Source organism: Caballeronia sp. ATUFL_F1_KS39 (assembly GCF_023630985.1).
Lineage (GTDB): Bacteria > Pseudomonadota > Gammaproteobacteria > Burkholderiales > Burkholderiaceae > Caballeronia > Caballeronia zhejiangensis.
The window spans coordinates 71,813-89,426 of the sequence record NZ_JALQDZ010000003.1 but is presented as its reverse complement, the minus strand read 5'-3'; the positions used below and the strand labels follow the sequence as shown (position 1 = coordinate 89,426).

Annotated in this window: 17 protein-coding genes and 1 tRNA gene; 8 read left to right on the top strand and 10 right to left on the bottom strand. The window is 63.5% G+C overall.

Annotated features, from left to right (window positions below; genetic code table 11):
- Window positions 1-5: 5 nt before the first annotated feature.
- On the bottom strand, window positions 6-422 hold the full coding sequence (locus NCR93_RS03335) for a DNA polymerase III subunit chi (RefSeq protein WP_034472941.1): 417 nt from the start codon (window positions 420-422) through the stop codon (window positions 6-8).
- Entirely contained in the window at window positions 419-1,951 is a 1,533-nt protein-coding gene (locus NCR93_RS03330; RefSeq protein ID WP_175982799.1) for a leucyl aminopeptidase, read from the bottom strand. The genes NCR93_RS03335 and NCR93_RS03330 overlap by 4 nt, the downstream gene beginning before the upstream one ends.
- A 168-nt stretch (window positions 1,952-2,119) precedes the next feature.
- Between NCR93_RS03330 and lptF the strand changes: the two genes are divergently transcribed.
- From lptF to NCR93_RS03315, 3 genes are read left to right on the top strand one after another with little or no spacing between them, the layout of a single operon-like run.
- Window positions 2,120-3,217: an LPS export ABC transporter permease LptF gene (gene lptF, locus NCR93_RS03325; protein ID WP_175982800.1), complete on the top strand. Its 1,098-nt coding sequence runs from the start codon at window positions 2,120-2,122 to the stop codon at window positions 3,215-3,217.
- Between the two features lie 4 nt (window positions 3,218-3,221).
- On the top strand, window positions 3,222-4,370 hold the full coding sequence (lptG, locus tag NCR93_RS03320; protein WP_008351117.1) for an LPS export ABC transporter permease LptG: 1,149 nt from the start codon (window positions 3,222-3,224) through the stop codon (window positions 4,368-4,370).
- Window positions 4,371-4,397: 27 nt separating this feature from the next.
- Window positions 4,398-4,772: a sirohydrochlorin chelatase gene (locus NCR93_RS03315; protein WP_008351118.1), complete on the top strand. Its 375-nt coding sequence runs from the start codon at window positions 4,398-4,400 to the stop codon at window positions 4,770-4,772.
- A gap of 257 nt (window positions 4,773-5,029) precedes the next feature.
- Here the strand turns inward: NCR93_RS03315 and cobA are convergent, their stop codons facing one another.
- From cobA to NCR93_RS03285, 6 genes are all read right to left on the bottom strand, one after another.
- Window positions 5,030-5,788 (bottom strand): uroporphyrinogen-III C-methyltransferase, encoded by a 759-nt coding sequence (gene cobA / locus NCR93_RS03310; protein WP_008351119.1) that lies wholly within the window; start codon window positions 5,786-5,788, stop codon window positions 5,030-5,032.
- A 26-nt stretch (window positions 5,789-5,814) separates the two neighbouring features.
- Complete coding sequence (locus NCR93_RS03305) at window positions 5,815-7,128, bottom strand: sulfate adenylyltransferase subunit 1 (protein WP_008351120.1); 1,314 nt, start codon at window positions 7,126-7,128, stop codon at window positions 5,815-5,817.
- Between the two features lie 27 nt (window positions 7,129-7,155).
- Window positions 7,156-8,118: a sulfate adenylyltransferase subunit CysD gene (cysD, locus tag NCR93_RS03300; RefSeq protein WP_175982801.1), complete on the bottom strand. Its 963-nt coding sequence runs from the start codon at window positions 8,116-8,118 to the stop codon at window positions 7,156-7,158.
- A 65-nt stretch (window positions 8,119-8,183) separates the two neighbouring features.
- Window positions 8,184-8,906 (bottom strand): phosphoadenylyl-sulfate reductase, encoded by a 723-nt coding sequence (locus NCR93_RS03295; RefSeq protein WP_175982802.1) that lies wholly within the window; start codon window positions 8,904-8,906, stop codon window positions 8,184-8,186.
- Window positions 8,907-8,909: 3 nt separating this feature from the next.
- The gene (locus tag NCR93_RS03290; RefSeq protein ID WP_175982803.1) at window positions 8,910-9,449 is read right to left on the bottom strand and encodes a DUF934 domain-containing protein; all 540 of its coding nucleotides are present in this window, start codon (window positions 9,447-9,449) and stop codon (window positions 8,910-8,912) included.
- Window positions 9,450-9,459: 10 nt separating this feature from the next.
- Window positions 9,460-11,136 (bottom strand): nitrite/sulfite reductase, encoded by a 1,677-nt coding sequence (locus tag NCR93_RS03285; RefSeq protein ID WP_008351126.1) that lies wholly within the window; start codon window positions 11,134-11,136, stop codon window positions 9,460-9,462.
- A gap of 239 nt (window positions 11,137-11,375) precedes the next feature.
- On the opposite strand from NCR93_RS03285, the gene NCR93_RS03280 reads away from it, so the two are divergent.
- The 3 genes from NCR93_RS03280 to NCR93_RS03270 all read left to right on the top strand — a co-directional run bounded on the left by NCR93_RS03280 (window position 11,376) and on the right by NCR93_RS03270 (window position 13,730).
- Complete coding sequence (locus NCR93_RS03280; RefSeq protein ID WP_008351128.1) at window positions 11,376-12,317, top strand: CysB family HTH-type transcriptional regulator; 942 nt, start codon at window positions 11,376-11,378, stop codon at window positions 12,315-12,317.
- Window positions 12,318-12,369: 52 nt separating this feature from the next.
- Complete coding sequence (locus NCR93_RS03275; RefSeq protein WP_008351129.1) at window positions 12,370-13,530, top strand: ABC transporter substrate-binding protein; 1,161 nt, start codon at window positions 12,370-12,372, stop codon at window positions 13,528-13,530.
- A gap of 115 nt (window positions 13,531-13,645) precedes the next feature.
- Window positions 13,646-13,730, top strand: a tRNA-Leu gene (locus tag NCR93_RS03270).
- 87 nt (window positions 13,731-13,817) lie between these two features.
- Here the strand turns inward: NCR93_RS03270 and NCR93_RS03265 are convergent.
- A complete protein-coding gene (locus NCR93_RS03265) occupies window positions 13,818-14,039 on the bottom strand; it encodes a hypothetical protein (RefSeq protein ID WP_175982804.1) in 222 nt (73 codons plus the stop codon).
- Window positions 14,012-14,440, bottom strand: coding sequence for a hypothetical protein (locus tag NCR93_RS03260; protein ID WP_175982805.1), 429 nt, complete (start codon window positions 14,438-14,440; stop codon window positions 14,012-14,014). The genes NCR93_RS03265 and NCR93_RS03260 overlap by 28 nt, the downstream gene beginning before the upstream one ends.
- Before the next feature lie 270 nt (window positions 14,441-14,710).
- Here NCR93_RS03260 and NCR93_RS03255 point away from each other — a divergent pair, with 270 nt between their 5' ends.
- Both NCR93_RS03255 and NCR93_RS03250 read left to right on the top strand, forming a co-directional pair.
- Window positions 14,711-16,228: a hypothetical protein gene (locus NCR93_RS03255; RefSeq protein ID WP_175982806.1), complete on the top strand. Its 1,518-nt coding sequence runs from the start codon at window positions 14,711-14,713 to the stop codon at window positions 16,226-16,228.
- A gap of 108 nt (window positions 16,229-16,336) precedes the next feature.
- On the top strand, window positions 16,337-17,434 hold the full coding sequence (locus NCR93_RS03250) for a TIGR03118 family protein (RefSeq protein ID WP_175982807.1): 1,098 nt from the start codon (window positions 16,337-16,339) through the stop codon (window positions 17,432-17,434).
- Window positions 17,435-17,614: the final 180 nt, after the last annotated feature.

The window sequence follows — 17,614 nt, the reverse complement described above, 5'->3', positions numbered from 1 at the left end:
TTCGCTCAACCGCCCTGATTGTGCGTCTCGATCGCATAGCCGCGATCGCGATAGAAGCGATAACGCTCGCGGCCCGCGGCGAGTTCGTCGCCCTCGCTGCCGACGATCTCGACGAGCCGCTCGAAGCGCGCGAACTGCGCGGACACCGGCGCGCCGAGATTCACCAGCACCTGATGATGCGGCGCTTCATCCAGATTCGACGTGAGCACGACAGGCGTGTCCTGCGCGAGCGCGCTCTTCGCCATGCAGTGCGGCACGAATTCGAGCGGCTGGAAGGTCCACAACTGCTCGTCGAACGCGGCGAGACGCTGCGGTTCGGCGAGCACGACGAGCGGCTTGCCGCTCGCATACACCTTGCGCGCGAGGCGGCAGGCGTAGGCGAGCGGATCGCCGACATTCGTATGGAAGTCGATGCGTGTCATGCGCCCGCGCGATCGATCAGGAACTGCGAAAGCAGCGGCACGGGACGGCCCGTCGCGCCCTTCGCCGCGCCGCTCTTCCACGCGGTTCCGGCGATATCGAGGTGCGCCCACGGATACGCCGTCGCGAAGCGCGACAGGAAGCACGCCGCCGTCACGCTGCCGGCCGGACGTCCGCCGATATTCGCGACATCCGCGAAATTCGACTTGAGCTGGTCCTGATACTCGTCGTCGAGCGGCAGGCGCCATGCCGGATCGGACGCTTCGCGCGATGCGTCGAGCAACTCGCCCGCGAGCGCGTCGTCCTTCGAGAAGAGACCGGTGTTGTGATGCCCGAGCGCGATGATGCACGCGCCCGTGAGCGTCGCGATATCGACCACGGCGGCGGGCTTGAAGCGCTCCGCGTAGGTCAAGGCGTCGCACAGGATCAGGCGGCCTTCGGCGTCGGTGTTGAGCACTTCGATGGTCGTGCCGTTCATCGCCGTGATGATGTCGCCCGGCTTCACCGCGTTGCCCGCGGGCATGTTCTCGCAAGTCGGGATCACGCCGATCACGTTGAGCTTCAGGCCCATTTCGGCGACCGCGCGCATCGTGCCGAACACGGAACCCGCGCCGCACATGTCGTACTTCATCTCGTCCATCGCCTCGCCCGGCTTGATCGAGATGCCGCCCGAGTCGAACGTGATGCCCTTGCCGACCAGCACGATCGGCGCGTTCTTGCCCTTCGTCTTGCTCGCTTCGACGCCCGCGCCCTGGTAATGCATGACGATGAACTGCGGCGGCTCGACCGAACCCTTCGCCACCGACAGGAACGAGCCCATGCCGAGCGCCTCGATCTGCTTCTGGCCGAGCACCTCGACCTTCAGCTTGAAGTCGCGGCCAAGCTTCTTCGCGGTCTGGCCGAGATAGGTCGGCGTGCAGACGTTCGGCGGCAGATTGCCGAGATCGCGCGTGAGATCCATGCCGTTCGCGATCGCGACGCCCTGCTTCACCGCGATCCTGGCGGCTTTCTCGTCCGCGGAATCGATGCTGAACACGATCTTCCTGAGCGAGCGAGCGCCGTTGTCGGGCTTGCTCTTCATCTGCGTGAATTTGTAGGTCAGCTCGCGCAGCGCGAGGATCGCGGCGCGCACGGCCCACACGCCGTCGCGCTCCTGGACCGGCAGTTGAGCGAGCGTGAAGGTCGCCTGGCCGATCTTCGAGCCGAGCAGCACGCGCCACGCGGCGCGCACGGCTTCGCCATAGGCTTTCTGATTGAAGGCGTCCTGCTTGCCGAGCCCGACGAGCAGCACGCGCGATGCGCCGATGCCGGTCACTTCGGGCACGAGCAGCGTCGTGCCGGCGCGGCCGCTCATGTCGCCGGCTTTCACGACGCGCGAAATGAGGCCCTTGGTGGCGACGTCCATGTCGCGCGCGGCGCCCGTGAGCGTCTGCGCTTCAAAGATGCCGAGCACGATGACATCCGACTTTCCGGTAAGGAAACCATTTGCCTCGCCTTTGCTCCAATCACAGGCTTTTATGCTAAAGTCCATCGCGCTTATCCTCGGATAAAATCTAGGCTGAAGGATGAAAGCCGCAATTATCCGCTATTTTTTCCGCGGCGGTCACAGGCGCAAAGCGAGGATGAGCACGATGCCCTTCCCCTTCGCCACAAGATGCGTGCATGATTCCGCATCCCCGCCGGCAAATCGCAAAATTCAATGATCTTCGAACGCTCCCTGCAGCGCGAACTCGCGTATACGGCCGGCGCCGTGTTCATGGTCCTGCTCACGATCATGCTCACGACGATGATGATCCGCATCGTCGGCTTCGCGGCGCAAGGTCAGATCGACCCGAAAGACGTCGTCGTGCTGATCGGGCTCACCGTCATCGGCTATCTCGCGGTCATGCTGATCGTGACGCTGTTCGTCTCCATCCTCTTCGTGCTCACGCGCTGGTATCGCGACTCGGAAATGGTCGTGTGGCTCGCGTCGGGCGTGAGTCAGACGCAGCTCATCAAGCCGATCGCCGTGTTCTCGACGCCGATCATCATCCTCATCATATTCTTCGCTTTCGTCGGCTGGCCGTGGTCGAATCAGCAGAGCAAGCTCATCAAGCAGCGCTTTCAGCAGCGCGATGAAGTGTCGCTGCTCGCGCCGGGCCAGTTCCGCGAATCGCCGGCGAGCCATCGCGTGTTCTTCATCGAGAAGATGTCGCAGGATCAGGGGCACGTCGAGAACGTGTTCGTCACGAGCACGGAAGGCGGCAAGGTCAACGTGATCGTTTCGAAGAACGGGCACACCGAAACGCGTCCCGACGGCGACCGCTTCATCGTGCTCGACAACGGCCGCCGCTACGACGGCGAGCCCGGCCAGCCGAACTTCCGGATCATGGAATTCGAGCGCTATGGTGTGAAGATAATGAGCCGCCAGGTCGTCAACACGCCGACGACCACGGGCATCTACACGCCCGATCTGCTCGCGGATCCGACCAAGGAAAATCTCGCGGAGTTCGCGTGGCGCGCGGGCTTGCCGATCATCGCCATCAATCTGATGCTGCTCGCCATTCCGCTTTCGTATCAAAACCCGCGCCGCAGCCGCACGATCAATCTCGTGATGGCCGTGCTCATCTATCTCACGTATTCGAACCTGCTGAACGTCGTGCAGTCGTGGATCGAGCAAGGCAAGCTGTCGTTCGGCGTGGGACTCGTCGGGCTGCACCTCGTCGTGGGGGCGCTCGTCGCGTTCATCTTCTGGCTGCGGATTCGCAACCGGCCGCTCTTCAGGCTCTCGTCGCTGACGGGTTCAAAGGGGGCCTGACATGTTGCGCATCTACGAACGATACTTCGCGCGCCAGATCTACCTCGCGTTCATCTTCATCCTGTTCGCGTTCTCGGGGCTGTTCTTCTTCTTCGACCTGATCAACGAGCTGAACACGGTCGGGCACGGCAAATACAACTTCATGCTCGCGGTGCTGCGCGTCGGGCTGCAGACGCCTTCGCGCTTCTACGAGATCATTCCCGTCGCCGCGCTCATCTCGGCCATTTACGTCTTCGCGCAGATGGCGGCAGCCTCGGAATTCACGATCTTCCGCGTGTCGGGGCTTTCGACCGGCGCGGCGCTGCGCTCGCTGATGAAGATCGGCATTCCGCTGGTGTTCATCACGTACCTCATCGGCGAAGTGATCGGGCCATACACGGACCAGTTGTCCGAGCGCGTGCGGCTTGAGGCGCTCGGATCGTCGGTGTCATCGAATTTTCAGTCGGGCGTGTGGGTCAAGGACACGTTGACGGCGAAAGAGAACGGCGAACAGGTCACGCGTTTCGTCAACGTCGGCACGCTGAACCCCGATACGACGATCGCCAACGTGCGAATCTACGAGTTCGATTCGAAGTTCCGCCTGACCAACGTACGCATCGCCAAGACGGGTGTGTACGCGCCGCCCGGCCACTGGAAGCTCACCGGCGTGACCGACACCCGCCTGAACGACGCGCCGCCGCAGGCCGTCAATCCCGGCGACACGTTGAATCCGGTGTATCGCGCGACGCAGACCACGCTGCCGGAGTACTCGTTGCGCTCCGAGCTGACGCCGCAGATTCTGTCGGTGCTGCTGGTGTCGCCGGACCGGATGTCGATGTTCAACCTCTTTCGCTATATCCAGCATCTGACGGAGAACCATCAGGACGCGCAGCGCTATCAGATCGCGTTCTGGCGCAAGATTCTTTATCCGTTCGCGGTGTTCGTGATGCTGATTCTGTCGCTGCCGTTCGCGTACCTGCATACGCGCGCGGGCGTGGTCGGCGTGAAGGTGTTCGGCGGCATCATGATCGGCATGAGCTTCCAGTTGTTCAACACGCTGTTCTCGCATATCGGCAATCTGAATACCTGGCCCGCGCCGCTCACGGCGGCCGCGCCCGCGCTCGCCTATCTGGCGGTCGGGTTGATCGGACTGAAGTGGGTCGAGCGGCACTGACGTTTCTTCTCTGACGGAGAACGCGCGATGAAGAAGCACGGCATCATCCTGTTCGGTCACGGCGCGCGCGATCCGCGCTGGGCCGAGCCATTCGAGCGGCTCGCGCAGAAGTTGCGTGGTTCGCGCGGCGATCAGCCGGTGGCGCTGGCGTTTCTCGAGTTGATGTCGCCGGATTTGCCGGCCGCAGTGGCGCGGCAAGCCGCCGATGGATGCGATGCCATTACGGTCGTGCCCGTGTTTTTCGGACAAGGCGGGCATGTGCGTCGCGACTTGCCGGAGATCGTCGAGAAGTGCCGGAAGGCACATCCCGACGTTGCGATTTCCTGCGCGACGGCAGTCGGGGAAGATGACGCGGTGCTGGAAGCGGTCGCGGGGTATTGTTTGCGGCAGATGGGCGCGTAGTTCATCGCTGGCCGTTCGGCCGAATGGCACCCTCCGAATCGAGCGCCTCTACTTGGATTGACTTTTCCGTATATCCGATTGGGCTCCGTATGAACCTGCTCATTTCCAAGTGGGCAATAGCCTCGCAGTACGCATTCCCGCGCCAACAACTCGAAAAAGAAGAAAATCAAGCTCGTCGACTTTTGAATTCCGAGATCCAAAGCAAAAGGAGCGCACCGTCTCCGGTGCGCTCCTTACTTTGAGCCTGTCGAACGACATCAAGCCGCCGCCTGCATCCCCTTCAAATGCACCTTCGGCTTCACCGCCGACGCCCGTTCGCGAAACGCCTCACCGATCATCAGCAAGCTCGGCTGCGACGGATCCAGCCACTCCTGCGCCTCGCCCAGCGCCATGCGCGCGAGCGTCAACGTCAGCGTGCGTTCGCGCGGCGTGCTGCACGCCTCGACGATCGCCACCGGCGTCGAGCCGGGACGTCCTGCATCGATCAACTGCTGCGCGATGTCCGGCGCGCTGTCGCGGCCCATGTAGAACACGAGCGAATCGGCCTTCGCCTGCTCGCGAATCTCGTCGCTGTCCGCCGCACGCGAATGCGTCGCCAGTGCGACGCTGCGCGCCACACCGCGCAAGGTCAGCGAGCGCTTGAGCGTCGCCGCGCTCGCGAGCGCCGCCGTGATGCCCGGCACCACTTCGAACTCGATGCCCGCAACTTCGAGCGCGCGCATTTCCTCGTCGGCGCGGCCGAAGAGCATCGGATCGCCGCCCTTCAGACGCACCACGACACCGTGTTCCAGCGCGGCATCGACGATCTGCTTGTTGATGAAGTGCTGCGCCGTCGAACGCTGTCCGCAGCGCTTGCCGACAGCAATCTTCTTCGCGTTGGGCGCGTAGTCGAGCATCGCCGGTTCGACGAGCGCGTCGTGCAGCACGACGTCCGCCTGCTCGAGCAAGCGCATGCCGCGCACGGTGATGAGATCCGCCGCGCCCGGCCCCGCTCCGATCAGATAGACCTTACCCATTGCAATCATCCGTCGCTAAATGTCGATCAAGCCGCGATCGAACGAATCATGCCGGCGGCGACCGTGTGATGCGTCGCTTCATCGATCAGCACGAACGCGCCGGTGCCCTGATGCGTATCGTACTCGTCCGCGACGATCGGCTTCTGCAACGTGAGCGCCACGCGGCCGATATCGTTCATCGCGAGCGTGCTGCGATCGACCGAATGCGACAGCGTATGCACGTCCAGCACCTGCTTCACCGCGCCGATGCGCGCGAACACCGTGTTCGTCGTCTGTTTCAGCAGATATTTGCGCTGCGGCGAAAGCGGCTCTTCGTCGAACCAGCAGAGGTCCGCTTCGAGCTTCTTCGCCGGCTCGACCTTCGCCGCGGCGGGCACGAAGGTATCGCCGCGCGACACGTCGACGTCTTCCGTCAGGCGAATCGTCACCGTCTGGCCAGCGAACGCGCGATCCACCGGCGCGACACCACCCGGCACCGGCGCGATGATCTCGGCAACCGTCGCTTCGCGGCCGGCGGGCAGCACGGTCAGCGCATCGCCGACGCGCACTTCGCCCGCTTCGACGCGGCCCATGTAGCCGCGGAAATCGTCGGCTTGCGAGCCGTCCTGACGCGCGACCCATTGCACCGGGAAACGCAGCGCCTGATCGTTCGGCTGCGCGACCGGCAGCGATTCCAGCAGATCGAGCAGCGGCTCGCCTGCGTACCACGGCATGCGCTCGCTCGCCGTCACGATGTTGTCGCCCTTCAGCGCCGACACCGGCACGAAGCGCACGTTCGACAGCCCGAGCTGACGCGCGAGCACGACGTACGCATCGCGAATCTCGTTGAAGCGCGCTTCGCTGTACTCGACCAGATCCATCTTGTTGATCGCGACGATCACGTGCTGCAGACCGAGCAGCTTGACGATCGCGCTGTGGCGCTTCGTCTGCGGCAGCAGTTGCGCGACGCCGTCCTCGAACGTGACGCGCGTTGCGTCGACGAGAATGATCGCCGCATGCGCCGTCGACGCGCCCGTCACCATGTTGCGCGTGTACTGCTCGTGGCCCGGCGTATCGGCGATGATGAACTTGCGCTTCGCCGTGGCGAAATAGCGATACGCGACGTCGATGGTAATGCCCTGCTCGCGCTCGGCTTCGAGGCCGTCCGTGAGCAGCGAGAGGTCGATTTCATCGCCGACCGTGCGCTTGTTCTTCGCGCGCGAAATCGCCGACAACTGATCCGACAAGACGGCCTTGCTGTCGTACAGCAGACGGCCGATCAGCGTGCTCTTGCCGTCGTCGACGGAACCCGCGGTGATGAAGCGCAACACGCCCAGATCTTCAGCTTGATAGATGCTCATGACTCGTTTCTTCCTGTGGCGTGATGCTTAGAAATAACCTTGCTTCTTGCGCTGTTCCATCGCGGCTTCGGAAGCCTGATCGTCCATGCGCGTCGCGCCGCGTTCCGTGATTTCCGTCACGGCCGTTTCCGCGATGATCTTCTCGACGTCATCGGCATCGCTCGCGACCGGGCACGTGCAACTGATATCGCCGACGGTGCGGAAACGCACTTGCGCGATCTCGGCGGTCTCGCCTTCGCGCACCGGCGTGAGCGGCGTTACCGGCACGAGCAGGCCGTTGCGGCGCACGATCTCACGCTCATGCGCGTAGTAGATGTTCGGCAGTTCGAGCTTTTCGCGCGCGATGTACTGCCACACGTCGAGCTCGGTCCAGTTCGAGATCGGGAACACGCGCAGATGCTCGCCGTTGTGCAGACGCGCGTTGTAGATGCTCCACAGTTCCGGACGCTGCGCCTTCGGATCCCACTGGCCGAATTCATCGCGGAACGAGAAGATGCGCTCTTTCGCGCGCGCCTTTTCTTCGTCGCGGCGCGCGCCGCCGATCATCGCCGTGTAGCCGTATTGCTCGATGGTTTCGAGCAGCGTCACCGCTTGCGCGGCATTGCGCGAATCCGTCTCGCGACGCAGACGCACCGTGCCCTTCTTGATCGAATCCTCGACATGACCGACGACGAGCTCCGCGCCGATCTCGGCCGCGCGGCGATCGCGGAAATCGATCACTTCCTGGAAGTTGTGACCCGTGTCGATGTGAACCAGCGGGAACGGCAGCGTCGTCTTGCGGCCCCCGCCGAGGCCGAACGCCTTGAGCGCGAGCGCCAGCACGACGACCGAATCCTTGCCGCCCGAGAACAGGAGCGCGGGCTTGCTGCATTCCGCGACCAGTTCGCGAATGATGTGGATCGACTCGGCTTCGAGCCAATCCAGGTGATCCATGCGAGTCGCCTTGTTGACGACCGGTGCGGTGACGTTAGAGTCGAGCGTCGTGCTCATGTTCGTCGATCCTTTTTCTAGCGGCGCTTCTATGAGCGCCGCGTTCAGTGACAGGGGGTAGTGCCTTAGATCGCGGAGCTTGGTGCTGCTTCGACGATCTTGATATTCGTGATGTGCAAGCCGCATTCCTTCGTATCGCGCGATTCCCACCACCAGCGTCCGGCGCGGCTGTCTTCGCCGGGGCGCACCGCGCGCGTACAAGGCTCGCAGCCGATGCTCGGATAGCCGCGCGCGTGCAGCGGATTCACGGGCACATCGAAGGCTTTCAGGTAATCCCACACATCGGTTTCGGTCCAGTCCGCGAGCGGATTGAACTTGGCGATGTTGCGCGGCTCGTCGCGCTCTTCCTCGTGCAGCTCGGCGCGCGTCACCGATTGTTCGCGGCGCTGTCCCGTCACCCACGCGGAGACATCGGACAGCGCGCGATTGAGCGGCTCGACCTTGCGGATATGGCAGCAGCTCTTGCGCAAATCAATGCTTTCGTAGAACGCGTTCAGACCGTGATCGCGCACGTAGGCATCGACCGCGTCCTGTTGCGGATGAAACTGCTCGATGTCGTAGCCGTAGCACGCTTTCACGGTATCGAGCATGCCGAGCGTTTCCGCGTGCAAACGGCCCGTATTCAGCGAGAAGATGCCGATCTTCACACCGCGCGAAAGGATGGCGTGCGTCAGCACCATGTCTTCGGCGGCGAGACTGCTGGCTAGCTTGACGTTCTGGTGGCGCGCCGCAATCGAATCGAGCAGCGCATCCAGGCGTTCAACCTTGGCTTGCAATTCAGGCGTCATACATCAGGCTCCGAGCGCTGCGACGAGCGTCGCGCGACGACGGAACAGCGGTTCCGGATTGTCGGTCGCGCCCTGATACAGATTCGTGAACTCGGTGAACGCGTTGAGCGCGTCGTTGATGTCCTTGTCCGCGCGCACGGCGAACGCATCGAAGCCGCAGCGCGCGTGGAATGCAACCTGATCGCGCAGCACGTCGCCGATTGCGCGCAGTTCGCCCGTCCACTGATAGCGCTCGCGCAGCAAGCGGCCGATGGAAAAGCCGCGGCCATCGCGGAACACCGGGAAATCGACGGCGATCACGGAAATCTGCGCGAAATCCGCGACGATGTCGGCGGGTTCGTCGTCCGGCGCGAGCCACACGCCGATGTCTTCTTTCGCGCGCGACGCGACGATCACCGGCTTGTGCTCTTTCCACAGCGCAAACGGCACGATGATCTTGCCGGCCGGCAGCGCATCGACGGCGGGCAACGTACCGTCTTCGGCGGCGCGCACAACGGTGAAACTGTCTTCGACGACCGCGCGGTTCTTGATAATCAACGTCATTTGCAGATCCTTAAGCGTGAGCCTGGCGCGATGCGTACACGCGCTCCTTGAACGGCGCCATGCCGATGCGGCCGAACGTCTCGATGAAGCGCTCGCCTTCGACGCGGTTATCGACGAAAGTGTCGATCACTTGCGCGATCACGTCGGGCATCTCTTCGGCCGAGAACGACGGGCCGATCACCTTGCCGAGATGCGCGCCGGTCGCGCCCGAGCTTTGCTCGCCGCCGAGCGTCACCTGATACCACTCCGAGCCGTCCTTATCGACGCCCAGAATGCCGATATTGCCGACGTGGTGATGACCGCACGCGTTGATGCAGCCCGAGATGTTCAGCGAAAGGTCGCCGAGGTCGTGCACGTAGTCGAGATCGTTGAAACGGTCCTGAATGGCGAGCGCGATCGGGATCGACTTCGCGTTCGCGAGCGAGCAGAAATCGCCGCCCGGGCACGCGATGATGTCCGTCAACAGGCCGATGTTCGCCGTCGCGAAACCGAGCGCCTTCGCGCGTTCCCACACCGTGTGCAGATCGCGCTTCTTCACGTTCGCGAGAATCAGGTTCTGCTCGTGCGACACGCGGATTTCGCCGAACGAGAATTCATCGGCGAGCGCGGCGACGTCGTCCATCTGCTGATCGGTGGCGTCGCCCGGCGCGATGTGGCGCTGCTTGAGCGAGAGCGTCACGGCGGCGTAGCCCGGCACCTTGTGCGGACGCACGTTGCGCTCGACCCAGCGCGCGAAAGGCTTGCTGTCGATCAGATGCTTTTCATAGGAAGCGTCGGTGTCCGCGAGCTTCTCGTAGACAGGCGGCGCGAAGAACTTCGACACGCGATCGACTTCTTCCTGCGTGAGCGTCGACGGGCCGTCCTTCAAGTGTTGCCACTCTTCCTCGACCTGCTTGCTGAACTTCTCCGGCGACAGCGCCTTAACGAGAATCTTGATACGCGCCTTGTACATGTTGTCGCGACGGCCGTAGCGGTTGTACACGCGCAGCACGGCTTCGCAATAAGTAAGCAAGTGTTGCCACGGCAGATCGCGCTTGATGATCGCGCCGACGATCGGCGTGCGGCCGAGGCCGCCGCCCGCGAGAATGTCCATCACGACTTCGCCTTGCGCGTTCTTCTTCAGATACACGCCGAGATCGTGGACTTGCACGGCCGCGCGGTCTTCCGCCGAGCCGTTCACCGCGATCTTGAACTTGCGCGGCAGCCACGCGAATTCCGGATGGAACGTCGACCATTGACGCAGAACTTCCGCCCACGGACGCGGATCGACCTGCTCGTCGGGCGCGACGCCCGCGAACTGATCGGCGGTGATGTTGCGGATGCAGTTGCCCGACGTCTGGATCGCGTGCATTTGCACCGACGCGAGCTTGCGCAGGATTTCCGGCGTCTCTTCGAGCTCGACCCAGTTGAACTGGATGTTGGTCCGCGTCGAGAAGTGACCGTAGCCGCGGTCGTGCTCGCGCGCGATGGTGGCCAGCATGCGGAGCTGGTCGCTGCGCAGGTTGCCGTACGGGATCGCGATGCGGTGCATGTACGCGTGGCGCTGCATGTACAGGCCGTTCTGCAAACGCAGCGGACGGAATTCTTCTTCGCTCAATTCGCCCGACAAACGTCGGCGGACCTGGTCGGCGTACTGCGCGACACGTTCGTCGACGATACGTTGGTCGATCTGATCGTATTGGTACATTCGGGGGCCCCAAGTTCTTGTGTAAAGCGCGGCGTCCTAGGTTACGCGGCGCGTCTCGTCCATCGAATATCCATTGAGTCGCTATTGCCCGAGCCGTTCAGACTGAACGCTCATTTGCTTATGACAGATAGAGATATGGATATTGGAAAAATTGGACTGATAGTAAAGAACCTGCTATATATTGCAAACGACTGAAAAATTACTTTGATATGCCCGGTAGTAATAAACAAAGGCTATAAATGAATCTGCATCAGTTTCGCTTCGTGCGCGAGGCCGTCCGGCAGAACTTCAACCTGACGGAAGCCGCCAAGGCGCTGTATACGTCGCAGCCGGGCGTCTCGAAAGCGATCATCGAATTGGAAGACGAGTTGGGCGTCGAAATCTTCACGCGGCACGGGAAACGCGTGAGGTCGCTCACCGAGCCGGGGCGCATCATTCTCGCGTCGGTCGAGAAAATCTTGCAGGAAGTGGAAAGCCTGAAGCGCGTCGGTAAGGATTACGCCGCGCAGGATCAGGGCAATCTCGTCATCGCCGCCACGCATACGCAGGCGCGTTATTCGCTGCCGTCCGCCATCGCAGAATTCAAGAAGCGCTTCCCGAAGGTCCACCTTTCGATTCTGCAAGGCAGTCCGACGCAAGTCGCCGAAATGGTCATCCACGATCAGGCCGATATCGCCATCGCGACGGAAGCGATCGCCAACTATAAGGAACTGGTGTCGCTGCCCTGCTTCCAGTGGCAGCATCTGGCCGTCATGCTGCCGGATCATCCGCTGTTGGAGCGCAAGACGCTGACGCTCGACGATCTCGCGCAATTCCCGATCATCACTTACGAGGCGTCGTTCGCCGGGCGCACGAAGATCAATCAGGCGTTCGCGCTGCGCAATCTGACACCGGACATCGTGCTCGAAGCCATCGATGCCGACGTCATCAAGACTTACGTCGAACTGGGGCTCGGCGTCGGGATTCTGGCGGATATCGCGTTCAATCCGGAACGCGATCGGCATTTGCGCGCGATGCCGGTCGGACATCTCTTCGGCACGAACGTCACGCGGCTCGCGCTCAAACAGGGCGCGTACCTGCGCAGCTATGTGTATACGCTCGTCGAACTGCTGTCGCCGTCGCTGAATCGCAAGCTGATCGAACAGGCGCTGTCCGGCGAGCACGAGAGTTACGAGCTTTGAATATCGGCGGCGCCCGCCGCCTAGAAAATCCTGCCCTTTTGGAGACCATCCGATGACGTTGTCGAAGTTCACGCGCCGGCTCGCTGCCGGCGTCGCCTTATCCGTAGTTGCCGCCGCCGCGCACGCCCAGTTGAAGGTCGGCATCGATCTGTCGAGCACCGGTCCGGCCGCCGCCATCGGCATCACCAGCAAGAACGCGATGCTCATGTGGCCGAAAACCATCGCCGGGCAGAGCGCGGAGTACATCATCCTCGACGACGGCTCGGATCCGGGCGCGGCCGTGCGCAACATCCGCAAGCTCATCAGCGAAGATCACGTCGATGTGATCGTCGGGCCGAACATCACGCCGGCGGCGCTCGCCGCGCTCGATCCCGTCGCCGAATCCGAAACGCCGATGATCACGCTGATCGGCTCGGCATCGGTCGTGGAGCCGCAGGAAGGCAAGAAAGTGTGGGCGTTCAAGATGGCGCAGACCGATCGCGCGATGGCCGACGTCATGACGCGCTACATGGCCAATCACGGCGTGAAGACGGTGGGTTTCATCGGCTTCGCGGACAGCTACGGCGATAGCTGGCTCAACGAGTTCACCAAGTTCGCCGATCTTCGGCATATCAAGATTGTCGCGAGCGAGCGTTTCAATCGCACCGATGCGAGCGTCACCGGCCAGATTCTCAAGCTGATGGCCGCGAAGCCCGACGCGGTGCTGATCGCGGGCGCGGGCACGCCGACGGTGTTGCCGCAGCGCACGCTCGTCGAGCGCGGCTACAAGGGCGCGATCTATCAGACGCACGGCATCGCGACGCCCGAGTTCATCAAGCTCGGCGGCAAGGACGTCGAGGGCACCCTGTTCCCGACGCAGCCGGTCGTCGTCGCGCGGACGCTGCCGGCGGATCATCCGTCGAAGAAGGCTGCGCTGGCGTTCGCGAATGCGTATGAGGAGAAGTACGGCAAGGGCACCGTGACGCAGTTCGCGGGCGATGCGGCGGGCGTGTATCCGCGTCTTCAGGACGCCGTGGCGCGCGCGCTGAAGACGGCCAAGCCGGGCACGAAGGAGTTTCGCGTGGCGCTGCGCTCGGAACTCGAGCATGCGCACGAACTGGTCGTGCCGAACGGCGTCGTCAATACGAGCGCGACGGATCACGTCGGTCTGGATCAGCGCGCGAGCGTAATGGGCGTCATCAAGAACGGCGCATTTACGTATCTCGCGCAGTAATGTCCTTTGTTCTGAAAACGCTGCTGTCGATGCTTGCCGGCGACGGCGTTTTCGGTCATAATCGCCGACTCGATTGGCTCGTTGGTTCGCTCTGTTCCGCTACGAGTCGATTCAGGCCCAGGTGGTGAAATTGGTAGACGCAGGGGACTCAAAATCCCCCGCCGCAAGGCGTGCCGGTTCGATTCCGGCCCTGGGCACCAGGATTGTTGAAAAAGCCGCTCCGTTGTGAGCGGCTTTTTTGCGTTTGGGGCACGGCTTCGGCGTCATTTCGGGGCACGGCTTCGGCGTCATTTCGGCATCTCGCCGGGTTTCGCGGCAATCTGCGTTTGAACGTTGCCTGAACCGCGCTCGACTTCGACGCGCGGCTCATCGCCGGCAGTCTTCCGATAAATCCAGCCCACGACGGGCGGAACGACGAACCTGGCGATCGCGTAAGCCAACACGACAGGCCAATACTCTCGAAAGAAACCCAGCACGAAGTTCAACATTTTTCCACCCACGCCTTCCATTCATTCACCGCGATCGAAAATACATAGTAGACCAGAGCATCCCGAAGAGGATGCATAGGCAGAATCGCCCGAACTTCCTCACTGAACGAAGCGACGAGCAAGTATATCCAGAGAAGCATCCCGATTAGAGAGGCGAAAATTCCCAGATTCGCGACAAGAAACGCTTGAGCGATTCGTCGCTCGGAGAACCATCGAGAATAGGCGCCGCGGCGAAGCTCACCCGGCAGCACCGTCAACGCAAGATTCAGACTGACGCTCGACGCGACGAGCGAAATCGGAAAGAAGTCATCCCTGCCCGGCTGCTTCAGCGCCACCCTCAAGATGTATTCGATCGCGCCCATGAATAGCGGCAGTCCGACGATCAGTTGCCGCGCCGTCGCGTCGAAGCCCTTCGATTGCATTGTCATCGTCCTTATGTGCGTGATGACACGCAATTTCGCCGATGACGCGAGCGCGCGTAAGTCGTCCGTCCGGCTATGTGCGCTCTCGCGTAGACGCGCACTGCCGCGTCAGCAAAAAATGGCCTCCATCGGCATCGGGAACCCCGGCGCGCGGAGCATCGCGGGGATGCTCGCACGCGCAGCGCCCGCATTTCGGGTTGCTTAGGACCCTCTCGATGTCGTGACCCGCTCGCGCGACGCGCCGAGCCATAACTCGAAGAAAGGTACGACATGAATCGACCTGATCACTCGCTGTCTCTCGACTCCGTCATCTGCAAGCGCTGCAACACCGTTTCCCCTGCCTTGGAAGACACCTGCCCCGCGTGCGGCGCCGATCGTCAGGGCGCGATTTTCACGAGCCGCGCGGCCGAAGCCGCCGTGGCCGCCGCGGCGCCGGTGCCCGCGCCGCTCGACATCCTCGACTGGGACGATAGCCACTGGCTGCAGCGCCTCGTGCGCCGCAGGATGCTGACGTCCTATCCGAACTTCGTCGAGCCCGATGCGCAGGATCAGCGCAAGCCCGCCCGCACCGGCATGGCGATGCTGGTCGGCGGGGTGGTCGCCAGCATCGCGGTCGGCGGATACTTCTATGCGCGTCTGGACGACAACGCGCCGTCGCCGAGCGCGGAGCCCGGTATCAGCGCGGCGGGATCGATTCGCGACGGCGCCTCCGGCGCGCTCAAAGCCGATGCCGCGCGGCACGCATCGTTGGCGCGCTCCAAAGCGGATACGCCGAGTGCGCAGCCTGTCCCGTCAGCGACGACGACAACGACGATCGCGAAGAATCCCGCGCCGATAGCGGAAACCGCGTCTGTCGCGCCGCGCGTCACGGCATCGAGCATGTTGGCGACGACGCCGCACGTTGCGGCGAACGCGGCTCCGGCGAGCAACGCGTCGCCAGCCATGATCGCAACTGCGAAGCCCGCGACGCCCGTTCCCACGACGAACGCAGCCGCAGCGACAGCCGCATCGGTCGCTGCCGTCGCGCCGCCGACCAAGCCGACGACGCCGGTCGTCGCATCGCTGCAGAAGCCTGAACCGCGCGTGGTCGCGACGATCGCCGCAGCGGCGCCGGTGCCGCCGAAACCGGTGACGCAAGCGCCCGCGCCCGTCGCTCGCGCGATCGAGCAGCCTCGAAATACCGCGCCCGTCGCCCGACAATCCGAACAGCCGCGCAGCACGCCGACGGTCGCCTCGATCGACAAACCGCCCACGCCCGTCACGCCCGCCGTTCAGCCTGCGCCGGAGCCGCTTCCCGCAGCCGTCGCGCGGAGCATCGCGGCGGCTCAGCAAGCGCTCGCCGGGCGCGACCTCGCGGCGGCGCGCCGTCACATGCGCGGCCTCTCGGCGAGCGAGCCGCGCAGTCCGGAAATCCAGCAGCTCGCGGCCGAATTGTCGCGTCAGGAACGTGCGCGCGACGGCGCGATAGCGAACGCGCGCGCCTGCGCCGCCAACATGGAAGCGGCGTGCGCGTTGCGCAACGCACGCCGCGCGGTCGCGCTCGACCCGCGCAACGGCCAGGCGCAGGCGACGCTGCGCCGCGCGCTCGCTGTGCAGAACGAGAGCAACACCGAGTACTTCCGCCAGGCGAGCGGCATCCCGAAGCCGGTCGTCCCGACGATGACCTACGACGGCCGTTGGAACGCGCACGCCCATCATTCGGGGATACCGGATGACGACGATTCGCGCTTCACGCTCTTCGGCCTGGGCGTGCCGGCCGTATCGAAGGGACGCGGCGACGCGCATTGATGTACTGACGCGCCATTCAGCATGATGCAAACGGAATAAGCCGCAACGCACATCCGTTTAAAGGTGACGAACGAGCTGCCGGCGAACCGCGCCGAAGGAGTCACCATCATGCAAACCGGATTGTTGCGCCGTCTGGTGGTTTGCGCCGCCGCGGTCGTCTCGCTCGCGGGCATCGCCTCGTGCGGCGGCGGCTCGGACGACAACATGCCGACGGCGACACGTTTCAAGATGTCGATCGTCGTCTCCGATGGCGCCGTGTCCGCGCCTCACACCGACCCGAATCTGAAGAACGGCTGGGGCGTGGCGTTCAACCCGAACGGCTTCGTTTGGGTCGCCGACAACGGCACGCAGACGGCCACGCTCTACGACGGCAACGGCGTCGTTCAGTCGCTGGTCGTATCGATCCCTCCGAGCGCGTCCGGGCCCGCCAAACCGACCGGAATCGTCTTCAACAAGGGACCGGATCTCACGCTCTCGCGCAACGGCAAGTCGGGCGTCGCCGCGTTCGTCTTCGCGGGAGAAGGCGGCTCGATCACCGCGTGGGCGCCCGCCGTCGACATGACGCACGCGTTCACCGCCGTCGATTCGAGCGCGTCGGGCGCGATCTACAAGGGACTCGCGATCGCCACGACGTCGACCGGCGCGCATCGCCTTTACGCGACCGATTTCCATAACAACAAGGTCGACGTCTTCGACGGCACGTTCACGAAGATCGCCGTGCCCGGCGGCTTCAGGGACGCGCAGATTCCGGCGGGTTTCGCGCCCTTCGGCATTCAGACGATCGGCTCGAAGATATTCGTCACCTACGCGAAGCAGGACGGCGACGCCGAGGACGACGTGCCCGGCGCGGGCCTGGGCTTCGTCGACGTGTTCGACATCGACGGCAATCTGATGCAGCGCTTCGCGGCGAACGGGCCGCTCAACGCTCCGTGGGGCATCGCGCAGGCGCCCGGAAACTTCGGCACGTTCAGCAACGATATCCTCATCGGCAATTTCGGCGACGGCACCATCAACGCGTTCGATCCGAATACCGGCGCGTTCGTCGGCGCGCTCACGGATACCGGCGGCGCGCCGCTCGTGCAGCACGGTCTGTGGGGCATCGCGTTCGGCAACAACCTGAACGCGCAGCCGTCGAACACGCTGTTTTTCGCCGCCGGGCCGAACGACGAAGCCAACGGCGTGTATGGCCGCATCGACATGCAATGACGCGCACGCGACGATTCCCTGGGCGATGACGCTGGCCGCGGACGCATGGCCGTCCGAAAGCGCATCGCCACGCTCGGCGCCGCCCGCGGTTCGGGCGGCGCTTTTTTTGGCGATGCGAAGCGCGCCGGCGCGCGCGGACCGAAAGCGCGGCTTGCTAGAATGCGCGCTTCAACTCCGCTC